The organism is Nostoc sp., assembly GCF_036917315.1.
Taxonomy (GTDB): domain Bacteria; phylum Cyanobacteriota; class Cyanobacteriia; order Cyanobacteriales; family Nostocaceae; genus Nostoc.
The window spans coordinates 13,197-34,578 of record NZ_JBALDR010000026.1 but is presented as its reverse complement, the minus strand read 5'-3'; the positions used below and the strand labels follow the sequence as shown (position 1 = coordinate 34,578).

Genomic DNA, 21,382 nt, shown 5'->3' with positions numbered 1-21,382 from the left:
TCCTATCTACAGTAGAGGCGCACAACTGTGCGCCCCTAACGATGGTTTAATTACCTGAAAATTGCTGTAACGTCTGTATTAAGCATCATCTAAAGCTGCAATTCCAGGCAACACCTTGCCTTCAAGTAACTCCAAGCTAGCGCCGCCGCCGGTGGAGATGTGGCTCATTTGGTCGGCTAAACCAACCTTTTCCACAGCCGCTACTGAGTCACCACCGCCAATAATGGTAGTTGTGCCAGTTTTACCAATTTCAGCGAGGGTATGAGCGATCGCTTCCGTACCTGCTGCAAACTTATCAAACTCAAACACACCCATTGGCCCGTTCCAAATTACCGTTTTGGTATCTGCAAGGGCTTCTTGGAAAAATTTCACCGAGTCTGGCCCAATATCTAAACCCATCCAACCATCGGGGATATTCTCAATGCTAACGGTTTGAGAATTGGCATCAGGGGCAAAGTTATCTGCCAATACCACATCTGTGGGCAGCAATAAAGCAACGCCACGTTCCTTAGCCTTAGCTTCCAAAGACTTCGCTAGTTCCAGTTTGTCTTCTTCCACCAAAGACTTACCAACATTCAAACCACGGGCTTTGTAGAAGGTGAAAATCATCCCACCACCAATGATCAGCTTGTCGCACTTCTCTAGCAATGTTTCAATCACGCCAATTTTGCTAGAAACTTTGGAACCACCGATAATTGCCGCTAAAGGACGTTGGGGATTTTCAATGGCATTTTGCAGATATTGCAATTCCTTCTCAACCAAATATCCAGCCACAGAAGGACTGAGGAATTTAGTCACACCTTCTGTAGAAGCATGGGCGCGGTGTGCAGTACCAAAAGCATCATTTACATAGAAATCAGCATTAGCTGCCAATTTTTTCGCAAATTCTGGGTCGTTCTTCTCTTCTTCTTTATAAAAACGGACATTTTCCAGTAACAGCACTTGGCCATTTTGCAACGCGCCAACTTTAGCTGCAACTTCATCACCAATGGAATCATCAGTTTTAATGACTTCTTGCCCCAGTAACTCAGACAGACGCTTGGCAACGGGAGTTAGGCGTAATTTGTCATCCACACCCTTGGGACGGCCAAAATGGCTGGCGAGAATGACCTTAGCTCCCTTCTGCGTCAAATCTTGGATGGTTGGTAGAGCGGCGCGAATGCGAGTATCGTCAGTAATGTTGCCTTGGTCGTCCACAGGCACATTAAAGTCAACCCGCACTAAGGCACGTTTCCCAGAGATATCAGCCGAAGATAAACTTGCTAAACTTTTTTTGGACACACCAAACTCTCCTGATTGCCTTTTTGTTATTGTTTTGAAAGTAGAACCATCAAGATTTTACCGGAGTCAGGGGTACCCAAGTGACAGATATATTTAAGACGGTATTATTTCCTATCGATCAAAGCCGGGAAACGCGGGAAGCTGCTGATGTTGTTACCAACGTAGTCAAAAAGTACGGCAGTCGCTTGATACTGCTGTCTGTGGTAGAAGAACCACTTCCAGACGCGCCTAGTGCCGACGATCCGATGGTGTCGCCAGAGGTAGTTGCAAAATTGCTGGAAAATGCCCAATCTTTATTTTCTGGGCAAGGAATTCAATCTGAAACCTTAGAAAGGCGAGGCAAACCAGCTTTTACGATCTGCGATGTTGCTGATGAAATTGGGGCAGATTTAATTATCATGGGCTGTCGGGGGCTAGGTTTGACTGAAGAGGGAGCAGATGATAGTGTTACCACTCGCGTGATTAACCTTTCCCCTTGCCCAGTGTTGATTGTGCCTTAGCAGTGTGTTGCTCAATACTAAGTTGTAGTGCGATCGCTAATAAAAAGATTCTGCGGTTGCTATAAAAAGGGGGCTGAGAAAGGTTGTCCTAGATTTATTGGTGCTAAATAAAGGCATCAAGTTTTTAGCCTTAACCAAGCATTATTGCCTCCTGTCTCCTTAGCTCGACTTTATCCTTTTTTTGGCAACGCTCAAACTGAAGCTAAAACCTTTGTAGGACAGTAGTTTTGCCTTTTCGACTTCACCGATAATTTGTGGCGTGGAAAAAGTATTTGCCAAAAAGCCAGAGTTTTTGCTGGATAAAGAAAACCGACTTCTTAATTTTGGATAAAGTCGAGCTTAGAGCATATTTGAAAAGTCCTCTTGTCGGTATTAAAAGTTTTAGATCCTCCTAAATCCACGCCACGTGCTTCAGGGGAGACCTCTTGGCGCTAGCCTCTCCCTTTGGGAAAAGACCGCAGTGGCTCCCCTTAAAAGAAGGAAATTAGTTGCTCGGTGCGATCGCTTAACTCAAAACAATGTGCAGTTCGCTCAAATTCAACCCGAATCACCCACACTAGAAAACGTTTTCACCACCCTATTACGCCAGAAAGGTTCTCTACCAAAATCTCTGCCATTTCCGCGAGTTAAAAGCTTGGCATTCTCTGAACTTGCAAAGGCGAAAATTGCCATCTCTGCACGGAATCTCAATCGCGTTTTCGGTTCTTTTCACGCCCTTGTGGATTTGAATCTTGATATCCGCGATGGCGATATTTGATGCTGTTTTCAACGGTGTGAGCAATCAATTAGCGTTGTATTATACTGAGAGGTTTTTGGCTTGGGCGTTGTTCAGGCAATGATTTGATTTGCAGCATTCACAAGTATTAAAAACTCAGCACTCCTTACTCCTTTTGAGGCCAGCGCCAGTTATAGCGATTCCATTCATACATTCCTTGAATTTCATACTCAGCGCCATTGAAGAAGCGGACGACGCAATTAATAGAGGAATCATTGCTGCATCTACGCCCGTCGTAGACATCGCTAATTTCCTCGACCTTAATCACCATACAGGGAAACCATTCCCGCTTACAAGGCCCATCTTCTTGCACCCATTCCCATAGTGCATTGGAAATTTCAATGCGATCGCCTACTCTTAACTTCAGTGCATCCTCAAAATAAGAATACTTGTCAAAATGATATGACTCAACCCGATTCAGCCACTGCAAACCATAGCGTTGGCGAATAAATTGTACCGTTCCAGAGTCATTTTCCAGCAACCAGTCGTTGAGTAATTGCACTTTCCAAGTGCGGTTGCGTTGTTCTTCATCCTTAACAAATTGTAAAAATGCTTCTAACTCCTCTGGGGTAAGTTCGTCTAAAGGATTAGCAATATTTGACTTCCCAGAGGTAGAATTTCCCTGAATTTGCTCAACCACTTGCAGTAATATCTGTTTTTGCGTGTCAGTGAGAGGACAGCTTGCTGCATCACAATCATTGAAGGCTGCGAACATAGCTACTTCAATCTCATCTGGAGTCATAAGTTCATAGCAATTGAGGGGTTATTCCCCTAATTATTACAAATGTTAAATTCAAGTCTCCAATCACCCTGTAGTTAAATCAAGGTAAGCTGAGGTTGTAAGTCTTGTATTGTTTGTTAGATTAAATCACGGGGTCTTTTATGCGGTTGCGTTCACTCACGGTCGTTTTTATTTCCTGCCTCATTACCTTTCTCTCGTGGGTGATTATTCCCCCAGCTGTAGCCCTGACACAGATTAAACTATTTGATGTCTCCTATAAAGATTGTCCGCCAGAACTAGCACAAGGGGCTGTTATCAGTAGTGGTAGCGCGGCTGCCAATTGTTTTCTTGTCATTGGCAAAGCAGAAAATGGCACTAATAAAACAGTCTACGACGCAGATATTTTTGGACGCATTTATGATGCCAATAATGACTCGGTGATGCAAAACCGCACTCGCTTAGGCTCTATTACCGAGGTGCCACCAGGTGTTAGCGATTTTGAATTGAGAATTTCTGTACCTGCGAATCAGCCTACTCCGTTGAAGCTAAAACAGTTCAAGGCTGCCGGGTTTAGCGGTCAAGTGCGTAAGTAATATGATGTTTAGTAAAATAGAATCTCACTCTGCCAAAGCTGTGCTTTATCTCGCCATCTTCGCTTGCTGTGGGGTGTTAAAATATACAACTATATAATTTATACGCAATAAAAATTGTAGAGACGCTTTTACACTTGCCGTCTCTACAAAAGTTTTTATTAGGGTAGTAATCAAAATCCCTGTACGAATGGTAGACGAGTTAGGGTTCTCAGAAACTCTCCAGCTAGGTTGAGTGCTAAGAAAGCTAAGATCGGTGAAAAATCCATACCGCCTAATGGGGGAATAATTGAGCGGAATAGATTCAGATAAGGATCGGTTATCTGGGCTAAAGCGGCAAATGGCTGGTTATACCAGTTGATTGTCGGGAACCAGGTTAATAAAACCCGGATAATTAGCAAATAGCTATAAAAGGTGACAAAGGTAACTAGTGTCGTAATCAGTAAACTCATGGATAGCTTTGTTTCCTACTAGGTGTCAAACGCGGTCTTATTTTAATTTTAATTTAGTCCATGTCATGGTGTTTGCGGATTTCACGTTTACCACACTTGACACTTTCACCACGCCTGAACAAACTTCAGGAGTCTTTAGTGAGGGAGCGGTCATTGGTTGCTTGGGGTGAACCGCCATTAACATTTCCCAATTGCTTTCGCACTTCATCAATTGTGGCATTTAGCTGGGCAATTTTATCTTCTAGCGATCGCCTGGCCGTTTCTATGCCGATGCTTTCGCTTTCTGAGGCTTTCATCTGACGCCGCTTTGCTGCTATTTTCTTAGCTTCGACTTGGCTATCTGTCAGTTCTGTCTCCTCTTCTATTAGCAATTCTGGATCGCGTCGAGAAGCAATCAGCGCTCCGATGACACCGCCAAATACGCCACCAACAAACGCCCCTGCTACAAAACCACTGCCAAAACCATCTCGCTGACTCATATCTTTACCGCCTTCAACAAACCTTGCAACTTTTACAGTACTTATGCTATTTTCCTGCCCTAGCTGCATACTAGCTTAAGTCCCAAAGATGCGATCGCCTGCATCTCCCAATCCCGGTACAATATACCCCCTGCTGTCCAGTTTTTCGTCAATAGTAGCGGTGTAAATTATTAAACCTGGATAAGCTTCACTCAATTTTTGCAAAGCTGGTGGAGCCGCTACTACACAAACAATCCGCGTCAGGGCTGGGTCAGCGCCCCGTTGTGTCAATTCTGCCATTGCTGCCATCATTGACCCTCCGGTTGCCAACATTGGATCGGTAACTAACACTCGTGTTTCGGGGTCAAATTTTTCTGGTAACTTGTTCAGATAACAATGAGGTTGCAGTGTCTCTTCATCTCGCGCCAAGCCAAGGTGGTAAATCGATGCTAAAGGCAGTAAAGTCTGCGCTCCCTCTAGTAATCCTAGCCCAGCCCGCAGAATCGGCACTACTGCCATAGGGACTTGCGGATCGATCACCGTTGCTGGACAGGTATCTAAGGGACTCTGTACTGCTGTTTCTTGAGTCGGCAACCAGTCTCGTGCAGCTTCATAAGTCAGCCATCTTCCCAACTCAGTCATGGCACTGCGGAACAATACTGAAGGCGTGCCTGCATCACGGGCAACTGCTAGCCAGTGCTTAATCAGGGGATGGGGTGGAACATAAACGCGCAATTGTAGCGTCATAGCCAGAAATAGGCGCCTTTTTATTGTATAAGAACTGAAACACCATAATACTCTTTCCTGCATCCGGCTGACAGCTTAAAATTAACAATCTCAATTTTATTGATAAATTTTTTCATTAGTAGTTGACATATATTCTCAATCAAGACTATATTCTTATAAAGTGTTCTCCTCTCTTTTAAGGATCGGCAGACGGGATTAGCCAGCAGTAGCAGGCTCGTCCCTCTTTTTTTTGATTGGTCATTGGTCATTTGTCATTGGTCATTAGTTAAATTAAATATTGATTGATTCTAGACAAAGGACTAATACTTCTCTACGTTCGCGCAGCGTGTCGCAGACAGACGCTACGCGTTAGCGGAGCTTTCGCTTTAGCGATACGCTCAGTACAAATGACAAAGGACAAAGGACAAAGGACAAAGGACAAAGGACAAAGGACAAATGACAAATGACGCAATCGTAATTGGATCTGGGATTGGCGGATTAGTAACAGCGACCCAGTTAGCGGCGAAGGGAGCGAAAGTGCTGGTACTGGAACGTTATTTGATTCCAGGCGGTAGTGCTGGTTATTTTGAACGCCAAGGCTATCGATTCGATGTTGGTGCGTCAATGATTTTTGGACTGGGACAGAACGGTACTACCAACTTACTCACCCGTGCATTATCAAGTGTAAATGTCAGTCAAGAAGCGATCGCAGATCCGGTACAGATTCACTATCATTTACCCGAAGGTTTAGACTTGAAGGTTGACCGGGTTTATGAAAAATTTTTGCAAAATCTTATTGCTCATTTTCGCCATGAAGAACAAGGGATTCGTCGCTTTTATGACGAATGTCAAAAAGTCTTCAAGTGCCTCAACAGTATGGATTTGCTGTCGCTGGAAGAACCTCGGTATTTACTGCGGGTATTTTTCCAGCATCCTTTGGCGTGTCTCGGTTTAGCCAAGTATCTACCTCAAAATGCCGGGGATGTGGCGCGGCGTTATATCAAAGACCCGCAATTATTGAAATTTATCGATATGGAATGTTATTGCTGGTCGGTGGTTCCATCAGACATGACACCAATGATTAATGCTGGAATGGTCTTTTCTGACAGGCATTATGGCGGAGTTAACTATCCCAAAGGCGGAGTCGGGCAAATTGCTCAAAAACTAGTGGAAGGTCTAGAAAAGGCTGGAGGTCAGATTCAGTACCAAGCTAGAGTCACCAAAATTCTTACAGAACAGGGAAAAGCGGTAGGTGTGCAACTGGCTAATGGTAAAGTATATCGGGGTAAACGCATAGTTTCTAATGCTACACGCTGGGATACATTTACACAATTATTACCATCAGAAGCAATGCCACATAATGAGAAAAAATGGCAACAAAACTACCAAAAATCTCCAAGCTTCTTGAGTTTGCACATCGGAGTAAAGGAGTCAGTTTTACCTGCGGGGACAGAGTGTCACCATATTTTGCTGGAAGACTGGGAAAAGATGACAGCAGCAGAAGGCACAGTGTTTGTTTCGATTCCCACATTGCTTGACCCAGATTTAGCACCAAATGGATATCACATCATTCATGCCTTCACGCCTCACTGGATTGATGATTGGCAAGAACTTTCTGTGAGTGAGTACGAAGCAAAAAAAGAAAAGGCAGCTTGGCGAATTATTGACCGCCTAGAGAAGCTTTTTCCGGGTTTAGATGCTGGATTGGATTATTTAGAAGTGGGGACACCGCGCACCCATCGCCGCTTTTTGGGTCGTGAGGATGGCACTTATGGGCCAATTCCTCGGCGCAAGTTATGGGGGTTATTAAATATGCCCTTTAATCGCACAGCTATTTCAGGACTTTATTGTGTAGGGGATAGTACCTTTCCGGGTCAAGGGTTGAATGCAGTCGCGTTTTCTGGGTTTGCTTGCGCCCACCGTATTGCCGTAGATTTAGGATTTTAACGTGCATCAATCAAAGCAATTAAAGGAATAGTTACTGCTGATCTAGTGTTTTTTTATTCTGAAAATTAGCTAGTTCTGATGCTAAAGTTTCTTCTAACGCATCTACAATCGCTTGCGGATCGACAGCTTCCTTCATTATTTGGGCCTGCGGATCGGAGCGATTTTTGACATTGGGAATATCTTGGCGTAATTCTTCAACTAAAGCGATAAGTTTTGCGATTTTCTGCTCAGAAAGCAGGTTAAGCTGAAGGCTAAGTTGCGCCCGTTGCTCTGCTAATTTTTCCTGACGCTCTTGTTTTATCAACACCCCTGTTGTGACTAACAGGGAACCTGCGGTCAGTGAAAATTGTAGCCAATAAAATGGCGGTGGATCGAATCTTGTTATTCCTAAACGTCGTGGTAAAACATTGGGTGTTACCCACAGAATAATTCCTAACAGGATACTATATAGGAATACCGGACGATCAAAAAAGGCTGTTACTGTTTCTACAAATCGTTGATGTTGAGGTACGTCTTTTTCATAACGTCTGTGCAGGGCAATAATAGTCTCGATATTTTGACTAATCGCTTCCGGCAATGGGGCAGTGGGCAAAATGGTTTGGTAAGGTGCTGAAGATGATACTTGCGGGGAATCTTTTGGATTTGGTTTATCTTGGGAAAACATGGACAGGTTTTTTGTAGCACTGATTTCTCTAATTTAATAACTCAAGTTTTAACTATTGATCTATACTTGTAGGTAGAAAAATATATGAAAGTATCTATAGACATATCTTTGCACATTGCTATAGTAGTGCTACATGATGATGAGGCGGTATTCTTTAAAGGAGGGAGACTAGCATAAATTGCTAAATATTTAACTCTTATAATGAAGCAGTTATAGTACATTCGGAAGCATCTACAATTGACTCAATGATTAAAAAACAACTGAATTTGACATAAATATTACTAGCTTATATTTAGATAAATCAGACATTTACAGATGTTTGAAAAGCATTTGTCTATATTGTTACGCACTTATTGATTCCCTTTAAACCCATAAAAAAAGGGAACCAGAATAAAGGTTCCCCAATTTATCGAGCAGTTTAGAAGTACTTAGAAAGTTTTAATACCTCTAGTAGAAATTTTCAAATATCCTCTTACACGGTATTTTAATTGAGATTGCAAGTCAAACGTAGACAGTTAATTTTTGGAAGTTGAAAACTTCAATTCCTCTTGAATGCTTTTAGTGTCATCATACAGATTTGTCACTCTCGAATCATTACTTGGACAGCTAATATCTTGAGATTTTTGCCCTTGATACCTGACTTCAGTTGACGTACCGAACGAAACAGGTTTCGCACATGGTTTATATGGTAAATTTGACAATGATTTAGCTGCGGAAATATCATTAAAAAATTTCGTGGCTGTGTTCACTTTTATTTCACCTACACCTTTTCTGTTGCAAACAGTGTAAGTTGCTTTTCCAGATGGCAATACGCGAATTCTATATTTGCAGGTATTTGTAGAGCCACTATTAATAATAACTGCTGGCTGTTTGAGATTTGGAGTTTGGGCAAGTATTCTCAGAGGTAAAACATATAAGGGTGTAGCTAATAATAACGAAGCTAGACTAATTTTATATATATTAGAAACTTTCACTTTCACCTCTAATTTTTTGAGTTACCTAATTAGAACAAAACTGATTTGAGATATCTTATGCAACAAAAACTTCTGCAATAGCACTTGCTTGGTGAATACTTGATTAAGGAATATTAAATTTGTTAGGAGTGCAGTTACTAAACATAAATTATGGTGACTTTTTAAAAGTATAGTTGATTCTATATTTTTTAAATATGTCATTATCATGTCAATGTTATGTCAGGATAATACTCATTTTTTATGTGGTATTCCTGTCGAATATCTACTGTAAATTTCGCAATAAAAGCCTTCAGTAAGACAATTGTGGTATTGCGATCGCGCCTGGAGAAACGGTCATCAGGTGCGATACGCAAACAGATGCGTGGATGCGGTAGGTTACGCCACACTGAAAATCGGTTCGTTCGTTACTGTGCCTTTTCACCGCTATTTACAAAACTTTTCATAATTGTGCTTTAATGGTGGGCGGCTTTTGTTCGTTCAAGAATTTTCCTCACACACAAAGCGATCGCTGATGCTACTCACACACAAAGAAAACATTGTAAAATTTAGCTGGCTTTTACCCAGTTTCTTAAGCTTGATTCTGTTTGGCTCCACTGTTAAAGCTAATGGTGCGATGCCTGCGGCGGGCATAGCCATCGCAAATTGGCATTTTGATAGCAATCGCAATCATCTGGACTTCACCACAGATGAGAATGTTCAACCGAAGTTACAACTACTTACCAACCCGACTCGTCTAGTAATTGATTTGTCTGGAGTTACATTAGGATATCCACAGACTAGTCAAAGAGTGGGGCCAGTAATTAGAGACATTCGCATCGAGCAGTTTAATGCAGAGACTACCCGCATGGTAGTTACTTTAGCACCCGACTACACCTTTGATTTAGCACAGGTGCAACTGCAAGAGGAATCCCCCAATCATTGGTCTGTGCAGTTACCCAAGCCAATACGATTGACTGCAACCCAGCCGCAATATTTAGAGATAACTCCGAGTATTTCTCCAAGAGTGAATGATAGTAGCACTCTCTTTGCTGGTGTGGTTCCAATGCATTCACCGATGAAAGCGCTGGAACCTCAAATTAAAGCCTTGATGAGTCGCTACAGCTTTCTGAAAACAGGAATGTTTTTCTTGGATTTGGATACTGGGGATTATTTGGATATTGGAGGCGATCGCGTTTTTCCCGCTGCTAGTACAATTAAACTGCCAATACTCATCGCCTTTTTCCAAGATTTAGATGCTGGTAAAGTCACCCTTCAGGAAAACCTGACTATGCGGCGTGACTTAGTTACCAATGGTTCTGGAAGTATGCAATATGAGCGAGTTGGGAAGAAGTACACAGCTTTGGAAACCATCACTAAGATGATTACCATTAGTGATAATACCGCCACCAACATGATTATCGATCGCTTAGGTGGAGCGGCGAAACTAAATCAGCGCTTCCTTAGTTGGGGACTGAAAGACACAGTAATTCGCCATCTTTTAGCTGACTTGAGAGGAACCAACACCACAAGTTCTCAAGATATGGCGCGGGTGCTGGCTTTAGTTGTGAATAACAAGTTAGTTTCGCCACAAAGTCGGGAGCAAGCCTTAGATATTCTGCGTCACACCACAATTCACACACTGCTTCCCGCTGGTTTGGGGAAAGGTGCAGTTATCGCTAACAAAACTGGAGATATCGGCTTTCTCATCGGCGATGCGGGATTTGTAACTATGCCCAATGGTAAGCGTTACCTGGCGGCTATCTTCGTCACCCGTCCTTATAAAGACACAAGAGGGAGAGACTTTATCCGTCAAGTTTCCCGATTAGTTTACGATTATCTGAATCAGCCGAATCCAGTTGCTGCGGTTGATTTAGATAATCGTGTTACGAGATAGCAGTAGGGGCGTACATCTGTGCATTAGTGTCAACTTAAGGTTGAAGCCAGTCTAGAAAAAGCTTTTAGCAGATTATCTCGTTCCCAGTCTGAGACTGGGAATGCCCCTCATTGAGGCTCCGCCTCTCAACTCGCGGCAGAGCCGCTAGGTAGTAGCATTTCCAGCCAAAGGCTGAAAACGAGATTTTAAGGCTGAAGTTTACACCAATGACAGCTGTGCGTTCCTACAGTAATTAGATAATCGTGATTTTACTTGCAGCTTTAGTAGCCTTTTCCCTAGCCTCTTGGACATTCTCACCCTTCGCTAAAGCTACGCCCATTCGCCGATATGGATGAGCATTAGGTTTACCAAATAATTTAATATCTACATCTTTTTCTGACAAAGCATTGGCTACACCACCAAAAGCAATAGAATCAGATTTTTCTGAAGCTAAAATAACCGCACTGGCTGAAGCTCCTAGCTGTTCAATATGAGGAATTGGCAAGCCTAAAATAGCTCGTAGATGTAGTTCAAATTCGTTAAGATTTTGTGAGATTAATGTCACCATTCCCGTATCGTGGGGTCTGGGAGAAAGTTCAGAAAAAATCACTTCATCTTTGGTAATGAAAAATTCAACGCCAAAAATTCCGGCTCCTCCTAAAGCATCAGTGACTTTTATAGCTATTTCTTGAGCTTTTAATATCTTATCTTCAAAAATTTCTGCGGGTTGCCACGACTCTTGATAATCGCCTCTTTCTTGGCGATGACCAATGGGAGAACAGAAAATTGTCGGTGCATTCCATTGTTTAATTGTCAGTAAAGTTATCTCAATTTCAAAGTTAATAAATTCTTCTACGATGACCTTTTGACTGTCTCCTCTAGAATTAGCGATCGCATAATTCCAAGCTTTCTCAACCTCAGTCTTATCCTGCACTACAGATTGACCTTTCCCTGATGATGACATCACAGGTTTAACAACATTGGGAAAGTCAATTTTATCCGAAGCTGCAATCAATTCTTCTAGAGTTGTTGCATAACCATATTTAGCTGTTCTAATGCCCAATTCTTGATGTGCTAGTTCCCGAATTCTGTCGCGGTTCATTGTATAGTTAGTAGCAGCCGCAGTCGGAATAACTGTAATCCCTCGCTGTTCAAATTCGATGAGTTTTTCTGTTCGGATTGCTTCAATTTCTGGTATAATAATATCTGGCTGATGTTTTGTCACTACAGCTTCTAAATCATCAGCACTGAGCATAGAAATCACTTCATAAGCATCAGCAACTTGCATCGCCGGAGCATTAGCGTAACGGTCAACAGCAATCACATAATTACCAAGACGTTGAACTGCGATCGCAAATTCTTTACCTAGTTCTCCTGAACCCAGCAACATCAATTTTTGGGGCAACTTAATACTCATTAACTTATCCAGTCAATTTCAATTTAATCATCTTATAATTTTTTGCGTTTTCATTACCATTTTCTCAAGAATTAAATCTAGCTCCGCGCAATTGTAAATCTTGACGTTGCAAATCATTTAAACCAGTACCTACGCCAAGCTGACACTTATCTACTAGAGTCTCTAACCAAATAGTCTCGTTCAGAGTTGCACCTCGTAAATCTGCATTTCTCAAGTCGGCTTTCGTAAAATTTACAAATAAGAGGTCTGCATTGACTAAACTACTACCTTGTAGATTTGCTTCTGATAAGTTTCCTCGAATAAAGTTTACTCCATCTAAAATTAAGCCAGATAAATCTGCTCCTATAAGGTTAGGAAACTTTAACTGACTTGGATATTTAAAAAACTGCATCATACAGATGATGTTTGCTTCATTTAGTTGTATTTTGGTTAAAAACTCATAACGAGCTATACCCAGTTGTTTAAGAATTTGTAGACGTTGTGGGGGACTTTGTTCTAAAAACTGGATAGCTGTATAGCGTAAGTCTTGAGTCGGCCGATTTAGCATGATTATCAGATTGTCGTGATACTTGTGCTAATTAAAAGTTTAACCTTAATGCAAAAACCCCGACTTCTCAAAGAAATCGAGGTTCTAATTGATAACTACTTACTTAGCGTCCTGCCAATAATGCTTTTGTAGCAGATTCGCCTGCTAATCTCACCCGTCTTGTCAACTGGAAGTTTAACAACGCTAAAACACTCAAATCAGCTAAGAGTGCCATAAAAATTGTTGTCGTGCCAGAGTATTCTATAGCTGCCCAAGGAAAAGTTGAAAACAGCCATACAGTAGGATATTCCGACGAGGATATATCGAGAAATCCTAGAATCATCGATGGTAAGAACATTGCAGCAGCTAAACTCCCTATTGCCCAGAAAGAACGCTTAGGAGTTTTCAGCAAAAGTATTAATTGGGCGATGGTAGCGTAAATCATCATTAAGCTGATAGACAAAGCTATAGCTAAAAGTACTTTAAATCTGCCAATATCGTTAATCAGCCAACTTTGGCGATCGTTCGCATCAAAAACAGATGTAAATAAAATCCAAGCTAGCCAAGGGATAGTAATAATTGTCAGATTAATAGCGATCGCTACGAGTGCAGGGCTTTTTTCAGTCCAGATTAGATCCTGCCAAACACTCTTGTGGTTAGAAACTCCCTGATGTCGATATCTTGCCCAATCTTGCACATCTTGACGATGAGGGGAGAGAACCGCAATTAAACTTAAAATCAACACCAAATTGTACAGTCCCAGCAGAACGAAATTGTCCCTAACTTGCTCATCCAATTTAAAATTATTGTTAGCAACTTGTAGGGTAAATCCCCACATCATTAACTGGCAAAATCCTACTAGTAAATAACTTTGCTTCTTGCTGATTATTAAAGCTTGAGGATTGCGGAAGCAACGTTTAAGAGCTTGCAAAATCCCGTAACTACACACTCCAAAGTTAAGTAAGTGGAAACCAATAACGCTAACAACACTTTTCCCTAATGGTAAATAGAAAAACTGCCAGTATTTCAGGGGAGAACCACTAGATAGATGGAACAAGTTAGGAAATAGATAATTAGTTGTATCCCAAGGATTAAAAAGCCTAAACCAAGCATTTGAATTATTTAAAGTATTGTAAGATGATGCCAGCCCCATTGTTATGCACAGAAAAATGAAAACTGCACCACTACCCAACCAAGGCTGAAAACCGCTAAACCAATGACTCAATAAGCCAAATAGTAGTGCTGTATTATAGAAGAAAATACAGCTAGCAGCAAGAATTGCGTAGTAACTTAAAATGTAACTAAAGGCAATATTGGCAGAACGCCCTGCCCACAGATGTAAAGGAATTGCTGGTAAGATGATGAGATAAATTAAGCTTGGAACTCCTAGCAATTTGCCAGTCAATATAGTTGTTTCTGATTGAGGACTGAGACGGATGAAATTCAGCGTACCGCGAGTTTCTTCTTTGGCTAAATCGTTGATTAGCAAAAAAGTTCCTGCAACTAATAGTGTAAATACAAAAATTACACTAAACGCTAGAAATATATATTCCCAATGATCTCGCCACCACAACTGCCAATCAATTTGGTTTGTGGGGCAAATATCCATTGAGATTAAATCATCGTAATCAGCATTTGTTTTATAATCTGATTGCTGCAAAACCAGGTTTTGTAGTCGTTTATATTCTTGACTCAAACGACAATATGTGCCCTCTATCGAGTATGTATTACTTGGCAATTCCCGTAATTGATATAAAAAAACTATCAGTTGCAGCAGTAGAGATGTCGCAACTGCGATCGCAACATTAAAAAACTTCAGTCGTCCTTTGAGTTCCCGCAATAGTTGCGGATTCCAATCGCCGATTTTGTCTATTAAATTCAGCATAATAGTAAAAAATTCTCCAAAAATGGGGAGTGATATTTATTGACGAATCAAGATGCTTGTTTGTGACCTAATTTTAAGAAAATACTTTCTAAGTCTTCTTGTGTGCAATGAAAATCAGTCAGAGGAATGCCTGCTTTGATGAGCGATCGCAACAACTCCGCACTATCTTCATCTTTGCCCGAAAAATTCACCCGCACGCTGTTTTTTCCTGGAATCACCTCCCACTCTTCTACCAGGGGATGATGTTTAAGTTCGCTCAAAAGTGCCTCTAAGTTCCCCAGAGTTGATATCACTATTTGCTGATGGGCAAGACGTTGATAAAGTTGCTGTAGAGAAGTACTTTCTACCAAAAAGCCAAGTTCCATAATTCCCACAGAAGTACAGAGTTCTGCTAAATCACTAAGAACGTGGGAAGAAATGATTACAGTCATCCCAGCTTCTTGCAAAGCCTTAATGATTTCGCGGAAGTGCATTCTGGCGATGGGGTCAAGCCCGGAAACAGGCTCATCTAGTAGTAGTAAAATCGGTTCGTGGATAATGGTTCGCGCTAAACTCAAGCGCTGTTTCATCCCCCGCGAGAGAGTAGAAATCTGGCTATTGCGTTTATTTCCAAGTTGGATGAGTTCTAAAACTTCATGTAAGCGTTGAGTGCGGCGTGGTTCTCGTAAACGATACAGACGCGCAAAATAATCTAAGTAGTCCCAGACTGTTAGATCCTCATATAGGGGATAGTCATCGGGTAAGTAGCCTAGACGACGCTTGAGCTTGGGGTTACTCTTGTCACGGATTAAGCGATCGCCATTAATATAAATCTCACCCGTAGTTGCTTCCTCAGCAGTTGCCAACATTCGGATGAGAGTTGTTTTACCCGCGCCATTCGGCCCAATCAATCCATATACTTCCCCCGCCTGAATTTCTAAATCAACATCATTGACAGCAACGTGTCGGTCAAATTGCTTAGTTAGTCCACGGGTGCAAATTGCTAATTCTTTTACCATCGCTGCTGGGGTGCGGCTTGTGATTAACACTTAAGCTAACCTTTTCTACAGCTTTTGTCAGACTGGTTTCGGAAATTGAAACTGACTCTAAGGAAATTGGTGACATAAAAAAAGTAGGTAAGGCTTCTGCCCAATCTACTTATTAATTCTTATTGTGTTGTTGAGTAAAATTCTTTGATTAAAACTTCACTGTTTAGCCTAGTATCAAGTTATCTCCGATAGTGGTGGAATGACGTTATTAATCCCATTACCAGATGAGCCGCTAATTGCATAACGGTATTCGGGAACTGGATATCCAGCCTCACCAAAGGTTTCACGGATAGCTTTATTAGTGTCGAAGTAAACTTGCCAATAGTGATCGTTATTGCAATAAGGACGTACTGCTAGTACAGGCCCTGCAAAGTTGAAATTCTGAATTTCCACATCTGGTGCTGGATTTTGGAGAACATTAGGAATTTGGCTAATTTTCGCTTTCAAAAGTGCGATCGCTTCGTTGTGTTTCACATCATGATGGAGTTGAGCCACTAGATCGACCCGACGGTAAGGGTTGGCAGAATAATTCTGGATGTTATCAGCAAAGATTTTATTATTGGCGACAATTGTCAACACGTTATCAGGTGTATTGATATTAGTTGTGAACAGTCCAATTTCTGTAACAGTGCCTGTCACGCCTGCGGTGGTAATGAAATCACCAACTTTGAAAGGTCGAAAAACAATTAAAAATGCTCCGGCTGCAAAGTTGGCTAGTAAACCCCCCCATGCTGCACCAATTGCAATGCCTGCTCCTGCTAGCAATGCAGCAAAGGAAGTTGTTTCAACCCCAAAGAAGCCGAGAATTGCCACAACTAGAATAATTCTCAGTGTGACACCAATGATATTCAGAAGATAGTTAATGAGTGTTGGATCGACGTGTTGACCTCGGAAAGCACGTCGTACTAGCTTCAATCCAAAGTCAATCAAGCGTTGAGCAATCAGCCACAGTGCGATCGCACCTAAAATTTTCAACCCAAACTGAGTTAAAAGTTGGCTAGCAACTAAGCTAATTTGTCTAAAATCCATAATTTTTGTCTGTGAATATTAAATACAATAAACATACAAGAAATTAAATCAAAATGATATATCAATACTTTTTTTTAATTTTTGCTGTAATGTGCAGCAGATAGGAAACTGTTCTCGGAGCATGTCTGAACAGTTTTGGTCACATATAAATATTTTCTTGCAGAATTATCTACTTTTCACTTTACTGCTGTTTTTTCCACTCCTCAATTCGAGCAAAGATGTCAATCGATACTGGGATTTTGCAAGATTTAATCCTTGTCTGGCGTATCAATCTTTGCTCCCGATCTCAAATTTCTGCGTGATTTTAGGCACTAACCGATCCCCCCTAGCCCACGCCAGTCGCTCCACTTGGGGAGACCCCAAGACCGCGCTGGCTCCCCTTAAAAAGGGGGGAACCGGAATCAAAGTCCCCCTTTTTAAGGGGGATTTAGGGGGATCTAGAACGTTTTGTTACCGAGAAGAAAACTTTTCAAACATCCTCTAAAATGTTTTTGTAATATTCTACCTTTGGATTAATTTAACTTGAATTCGCTAACAGTGCCTTCTCTGTTAGCGGGTCGTTAAATATAGCTCTTTGTTTTAGATTTTCATTATGAATCATCCCTTAAAGGTGATTTAGGAATGGCTCATAAACGGTAACTTTATCTGGAAAGTTGAGCCTTTACCCTCATTGCTCATCACATGAATGTTACCGCCGTGAGCCTGGACAATTTGTTGAGCGATCGCTAATCCCAACCCAAATCCGCCGCTTTCTCTGGTACGTTCTGTGTCAACCCGGTAAAAGCGATCGAAAATGTAAGGTAAATCTGCCTCTGGAATTCCAATTCCAGTATCAATAACCTGAATTACTGCCCGATCTGGGTGAGGTTCTAAGCGTAACCAGACAGTTCCACCAGACGGAGTGTAATTGCAAGCGTTGTTGAGTAAGTTTTCCACAGCTAACCGCAGCAAATCGGGGTCAGCCCACAACTGAATGGGTTGTTCTGGTAAATGACCGATCAACTCGATCGACGCTTTTGCAGCAACAGTATTGTAATTAATAGCTAAATTCTCTAGCAAGCTATTAAGATTAACCTTTTTGAGAGATTCGGGAGTTAATTTTCCCTGATGCCGAGCCAACAGCAGTAGGTTATTGACCAAGGTACTCATCGACTTAGCGCTATCGATGATGTTCTCCACTGAGGGATGGATTTGGGGATGGTCTGCTGCCATTATTAAACCAACTTGGGCATTGGTCAAAATCGCAGAAAGGGGCGATCGCAACTCATGAGAAGCATCTGATGTGAAGCGTTGCAGTTGATTATAAGCTTGCTGAACGGGTTGCATTGCTATGCCACCAAGCACCCAACCTGTAAGTCCAATTAACCCCAGTGCTACAGGCACAGCAAGGGTCAACATCAACTGAAATTCTCTGAGATCGTTTTGAGTTTCTGTCAGCGGGATAGCAACTTGCAGATAACCGATGACCGAATTTCCTCCTTGAACAGGTAGGGTGACTTGACGAAGCCAAACTGTCTCACCTGTAAACTGGTCAACGGACTTAATCGTGAGGAACTCAGATGCTATTTCTAACTTTTCTGGAGGTGGAGTACCAAAAAAACGATTGATTTTGCCATTGGGGTCATACCAGCGAACATAAACTAGTTCAATATCAGCAGGGTGAGAACCACTACCTAATAGCGGTATATTGCTCAGATCGACTTCTTTTTGTCCTCGATCCAGCCGATACTGCGAACTGGCTGCCATTAGCTCTGCTCTTTTATAAAGCAGTTTATCTAATGCTTTGAGCTTGTCTTTCACCTCAAGATTGTAAATGACTCCAGCAAAGAGAATCAGAATGCACCCCATTGAAAGGGTAAACCAACGAGCTAAGTTACGACGACTGCGGTTAAACACAAATAGAAGAAGAATTCAGAAGTCAGAATTCAGAAGTCAGAATTCAAGATGTAATTAAATCGGATTAGCATTCTACTTGATTGTAGACTCTGAAATTAAATCTCAAGATGGTTCTGGAGGGTTGAGACGATAGCCCATACCGTAAACAGTTTCAATCCAATCAGCTGCTGCTAATGTTTGCAAACGTTGGCGAAGTTTACGAACTAGAACGGTGATTGCATTGCTTTCTGGTTCACTGCCCCACTCCCATACAGCTTGCTCAATCTGGTTGCGAGTCAGGACTTGTTTAGGATGACGCATGAAGTACTCTAGCAACTGAAATTCTTGGCTGGAAAGGGATACGATCGCCCCTTGTCGCTCCAAAATTAGTCTATCGAGATGAAGTTCGAGGTCTGCCAAGCAGAGGGTGTCTCCTTGCCAAAGGGGCGATCGCCTCCTCAATGCCCGCACCCGTGCCATGAACTCCACGATATCAATCGGTTTTACCAGGTAATCATCTGCTCCGGCATCTAATCCTATGACTTTATCGGCTGTGGTATCTTTTGCCGTAATCATTAATACAGGAGCTGTTTTTCCTGCCGCCCGATACTGTTGACACAAACTCACTCCACTAATCCGAGGTAACATCCAATCCAAAATCAGCAGGTCATATTCTTTTTCAGCCAAAAGCCATTGAGCGGTTTCACCATCCTTGACACCATCGACGCTGTGTCCAGCCTGAGAGAGAACCATTTGTAACGGCATTAATTGCTTTGGATCGTCCTCTACCAGTAAGATTTTCATCACCTTTATACACTTGTGCTTGTTTAGAATAATCCATTGAAGCAATCTCAACGTCTTTCATCAGTCAGATTTCAGAGGATTGTCTACCCCATTAGGATATACATGAAGTGTGACCTAGCAAAATCAGAAGCAGGTGTAGTGTGTGGCGTATTAGTAAACGTTGGCTGCAAGGGCTGGGATTAGAGTTTTGGTTGCCTCTACCACTAGTAGCGGTTGTGTTTTGGCTTGGCTGTAATTTCCTAGCCGCTCAAGAGTTAAAGCGGCCCTACTCCACCGAGAAAAAACTTCAGTCAGATACTCAGCTTGAAGCACGGGTATCAGTCAATGTATTCCTCATTAACGCCGCTGTCAATCGAACTAAAAGAATTACCCAGGTAGAAGTGGAAACAGCAGACCATATCTTAAAGCGACTGGAATTAGAACTTCCAACTATAGAATTCAGGCAAATAGAAGCGACAATTGCCCAAGAACTAGGTCTACCCCGTGAAGATGTTAGAAAGTTAGTACGCTATGAGGTTGTGGAATAACATCGATCAAACAAGGCAATTATAATTGAGCGTTCCTATTAACATAAAGTGGACTACGAGCATTATGATTTCGCAACCATTCGTGATAACCATCGATTTCTCGCCCACCCAGATTTAGTACATATTCAACTCCAAATAAAGCAACAACAATGTAGAACTCAAAGGACTCAGTAACTAAAATATCGTATTCATGCAACACCTCAAATACTTCACCTTGTTCAGTAAATAGGAAATCTGGCGGATAAAGTGAACGACAGGAATATTGCCAGACTCTTCCGGGTGTACCAATCCGCACGTATGAACGCAAATCGTCTAATTCTGGTTTATCTACAACCTCATCTAGCCCACCTTCAACTTTAATAAGGCGAGATGCTAATACTTCAAGTCCAACCTTTGCTATGAATCGCGAAATAACGTAATCGTTTGGTGGAGAAACAATAGGAATTATAAGCGTTCCATTTTTCTGTTCTGTTAAAGCTTGAATCCACTGAGATTCATCTTCGCCTGGAGCAGCACCTATACTAATTCCATCTTCATCCGATCGCTTCATTAACTCAATCAGTGTGCGGGACTGAAGATGGATACCACCAATCATAGGAATTTTGTTTTCTTTGCTTGGGACAGACATTTTAAAACGCTGTTCCTTGAAATAAGGCGAATCTAGTAAAGGCTTTTCCACTTTGCGTCCAATGTAATTATTACATTTATCACATACAACTCCAGGTGGAAGTGTATGTTCCTTATTGCCAAATGACTCAGGAATGATATGTTCTCTTGACATAGATGAAGAGGAATTACACTTACAAAAAATACAACGCATAAACATTATTGTCTAATCAAAAACTTAACTTGCGGTGCAGCTTAACCTGATACCGTCCTAAAAAATAATCTTGCAATTACATCCTCACCAGTAACTTAATCGACCTAACTATTATACGGTTATTTTCTGGATATCCACTTTAGTAAGTGAGGATAAATCAAGGTTGTTGGCGTTTTTTTCATAATAAAATGAATGCGTGAATTACTCATTTTAGTAAGCAGTATGCCTATTTGCTTGCGGAAAACACTAAGATTAATGCGCGATGTACTCAAATGAGAAAGCAATAAGTCTTTTTGCTTGCTGAATCTACCGAAATTAGAAAGCAATCAAGCATATTGAGAAAGCAATAAGCCTTTTTGCTTTTCCTTCTGCCTTCTGGAAACAGTGGGGTTTTGGGGTTTCCCTAAATGGAGCAACTGCTGTCCTCCTGCCTTCTTTAATCACTTTTTGTTCACATTTATCAGCAATCCTAAAACAGAAGAGTATTGAGCTAAATATATACCTTGTGCCAAATGCAATAAATTTTACTGC

General features: G+C 41.6%; 22 protein-coding genes. 6 read left to right on the top strand and 16 right to left on the bottom strand.

Annotated features, from left to right (window positions below):
* Positions 1-78 precede the first annotated feature (78 nt).
* Complete coding sequence (locus V7K84_RS11990; RefSeq protein WP_193948422.1) at positions 79-1,281, bottom strand: phosphoglycerate kinase; 1,203 nt, start codon at positions 1,279-1,281, stop codon at positions 79-81.
* 89 nt (positions 1,282-1,370) lie between these two features.
* Here V7K84_RS11990 and V7K84_RS11985 point away from each other — a divergent pair, with 89 nt between their 5' ends.
* Together V7K84_RS11985 and V7K84_RS11980 are read left to right on the top strand one after the other, a co-directional pair.
* The gene (locus tag V7K84_RS11985; RefSeq protein ID WP_334838292.1) at positions 1,371-1,781 is read left to right on the top strand and encodes a universal stress protein; all 411 of its coding nucleotides are present in this window, start codon (positions 1,371-1,373) and stop codon (positions 1,779-1,781) included.
* Between the two features lie 460 nt (positions 1,782-2,241).
* The gene (locus V7K84_RS11980) at positions 2,242-2,538 is read left to right on the top strand and encodes a hypothetical protein (protein WP_334838280.1); all 297 of its coding nucleotides are present in this window, start codon (positions 2,242-2,244) and stop codon (positions 2,536-2,538) included.
* Positions 2,539-2,662: 124 nt separating this feature from the next.
* Here the strand turns inward: V7K84_RS11980 and V7K84_RS11975 are convergent, their stop codons facing one another.
* Complete coding sequence (locus V7K84_RS11975) at positions 2,663-3,298, bottom strand: hypothetical protein (protein ID WP_334838278.1); 636 nt, start codon at positions 3,296-3,298, stop codon at positions 2,663-2,665.
* Positions 3,299-3,438: 140 nt separating this feature from the next.
* Here V7K84_RS11975 and V7K84_RS11970 point away from each other — a divergent pair, with 140 nt between their 5' ends.
* The gene (locus V7K84_RS11970) at positions 3,439-3,870 is read left to right on the top strand and encodes a biotin carboxylase (RefSeq protein WP_334838277.1); all 432 of its coding nucleotides are present in this window, start codon (positions 3,439-3,441) and stop codon (positions 3,868-3,870) included.
* Between the two features lie 170 nt (positions 3,871-4,040).
* Here V7K84_RS11970 and V7K84_RS11965 read toward each other — a convergent pair whose 3' ends face one another.
* The 3 genes from V7K84_RS11965 to upp form a co-directional block, all read right to left on the bottom strand.
* Positions 4,041-4,319, bottom strand: a complete 279-nt coding sequence (locus V7K84_RS11965) for a YggT family protein (RefSeq protein ID WP_069070457.1) — start codon at positions 4,317-4,319, stop codon at positions 4,041-4,043.
* Positions 4,320-4,444: 125 nt separating this feature from the next.
* Positions 4,445-4,798 carry a hypothetical protein gene (locus V7K84_RS11960; protein ID WP_094348734.1) on the bottom strand — a complete coding sequence of 118 codons (354 nt, stop codon included), beginning with the start codon at positions 4,796-4,798 and terminating at the stop codon, positions 4,445-4,447.
* Between the two features lie 75 nt (positions 4,799-4,873).
* A complete protein-coding gene (gene upp, locus V7K84_RS11955) occupies positions 4,874-5,524 on the bottom strand; it encodes a uracil phosphoribosyltransferase (protein WP_292740824.1) in 651 nt (216 codons plus the stop codon).
* A 435-nt stretch (positions 5,525-5,959) separates the two neighbouring features.
* Here upp and crtH point away from each other — a divergent pair, with 435 nt between their 5' ends.
* Positions 5,960-7,450, top strand: coding sequence for a carotenoid isomerase (crtH, locus tag V7K84_RS11950; protein ID WP_334838275.1), 1,491 nt, complete (start codon positions 5,960-5,962; stop codon positions 7,448-7,450).
* Between the two features lie 31 nt (positions 7,451-7,481).
* On the opposite strand, the gene V7K84_RS11945 is transcribed toward crtH, so the two are convergent.
* From V7K84_RS11945 to V7K84_RS11935, 3 genes are all read right to left on the bottom strand, one after another.
* Positions 7,482-8,114: a DUF1003 domain-containing protein gene (locus V7K84_RS11945; protein ID WP_334838273.1), complete on the bottom strand. Its 633-nt coding sequence runs from the start codon at positions 8,112-8,114 to the stop codon at positions 7,482-7,484.
* Between the two features lie 515 nt (positions 8,115-8,629).
* Positions 8,630-9,094: a hypothetical protein gene (locus V7K84_RS11940; protein WP_334838271.1), complete on the bottom strand. Its 465-nt coding sequence runs from the start codon at positions 9,092-9,094 to the stop codon at positions 8,630-8,632.
* Between the two features lie 283 nt (positions 9,095-9,377).
* Positions 9,378-9,509 (bottom strand): hypothetical protein, encoded by a 132-nt coding sequence (locus V7K84_RS11935; RefSeq protein WP_334838269.1) that lies wholly within the window; start codon positions 9,507-9,509, stop codon positions 9,378-9,380.
* A gap of 48 nt (positions 9,510-9,557) precedes the next feature.
* Between V7K84_RS11935 and V7K84_RS11930 the strand changes: the two genes are divergently transcribed.
* Positions 9,558-10,961 carry a serine hydrolase gene (locus V7K84_RS11930; RefSeq protein WP_334838267.1) on the top strand — a complete coding sequence of 468 codons (1,404 nt, stop codon included), beginning with the start codon at positions 9,558-9,560 and terminating at the stop codon, positions 10,959-10,961.
* A gap of 232 nt (positions 10,962-11,193) precedes the next feature.
* Here V7K84_RS11930 and purT read toward each other — a convergent pair whose 3' ends face one another.
* The 7 genes from purT to rppA all read right to left on the bottom strand — a co-directional run bounded on the left by purT (position 11,194) and on the right by rppA (position 19,504).
* Positions 11,194-12,357, bottom strand: a complete 1,164-nt coding sequence (gene purT / locus V7K84_RS11925) for a formate-dependent phosphoribosylglycinamide formyltransferase (protein WP_334838266.1) — start codon at positions 12,355-12,357, stop codon at positions 11,194-11,196.
* A 64-nt stretch (positions 12,358-12,421) separates the two neighbouring features.
* Positions 12,422-12,904 (bottom strand): pentapeptide repeat-containing protein, encoded by a 483-nt coding sequence (locus V7K84_RS11920; protein ID WP_334838265.1) that lies wholly within the window; start codon positions 12,902-12,904, stop codon positions 12,422-12,424.
* A gap of 103 nt (positions 12,905-13,007) precedes the next feature.
* Positions 13,008-14,771 carry an ABC transporter permease gene (locus tag V7K84_RS11915; protein WP_334838291.1) on the bottom strand — a complete coding sequence of 588 codons (1,764 nt, stop codon included), beginning with the start codon at positions 14,769-14,771 and terminating at the stop codon, positions 13,008-13,010.
* A gap of 44 nt (positions 14,772-14,815) precedes the next feature.
* Positions 14,816-15,766 (bottom strand): ABC transporter ATP-binding protein, encoded by a 951-nt coding sequence (locus V7K84_RS11910; RefSeq protein ID WP_334838290.1) that lies wholly within the window; start codon positions 15,764-15,766, stop codon positions 14,816-14,818.
* 204 nt (positions 15,767-15,970) lie between these two features.
* A complete protein-coding gene (locus tag V7K84_RS11905; protein WP_334838263.1) occupies positions 15,971-16,825 on the bottom strand; it encodes a mechanosensitive ion channel family protein in 855 nt (284 codons plus the stop codon).
* A gap of 615 nt (positions 16,826-17,440) precedes the next feature.
* Complete coding sequence (locus V7K84_RS11900; protein ID WP_334838262.1) at positions 17,441-18,721, bottom strand: sensor histidine kinase; 1,281 nt, start codon at positions 18,719-18,721, stop codon at positions 17,441-17,443.
* Between the two features lie 102 nt (positions 18,722-18,823).
* Positions 18,824-19,504 carry a two-component system response regulator RppA gene (rppA, locus tag V7K84_RS11895; protein WP_334838260.1) on the bottom strand — a complete coding sequence of 227 codons (681 nt, stop codon included), beginning with the start codon at positions 19,502-19,504 and terminating at the stop codon, positions 18,824-18,826.
* Between the two features lie 140 nt (positions 19,505-19,644).
* Between rppA and V7K84_RS11890 the strand changes: the two genes are divergently transcribed.
* On the top strand, positions 19,645-20,031 hold the full coding sequence (locus V7K84_RS11890) for a hypothetical protein (protein ID WP_334838259.1): 387 nt from the start codon (positions 19,645-19,647) through the stop codon (positions 20,029-20,031).
* Positions 20,032-20,050: 19 nt separating this feature from the next.
* Here V7K84_RS11890 and V7K84_RS11885 read toward each other — a convergent pair whose 3' ends face one another.
* Complete coding sequence (locus tag V7K84_RS11885) at positions 20,051-20,851, bottom strand: HNH endonuclease (protein WP_334838257.1); 801 nt, start codon at positions 20,849-20,851, stop codon at positions 20,051-20,053.
* Between the last annotated feature and the right edge of the window lie 531 nt (positions 20,852-21,382).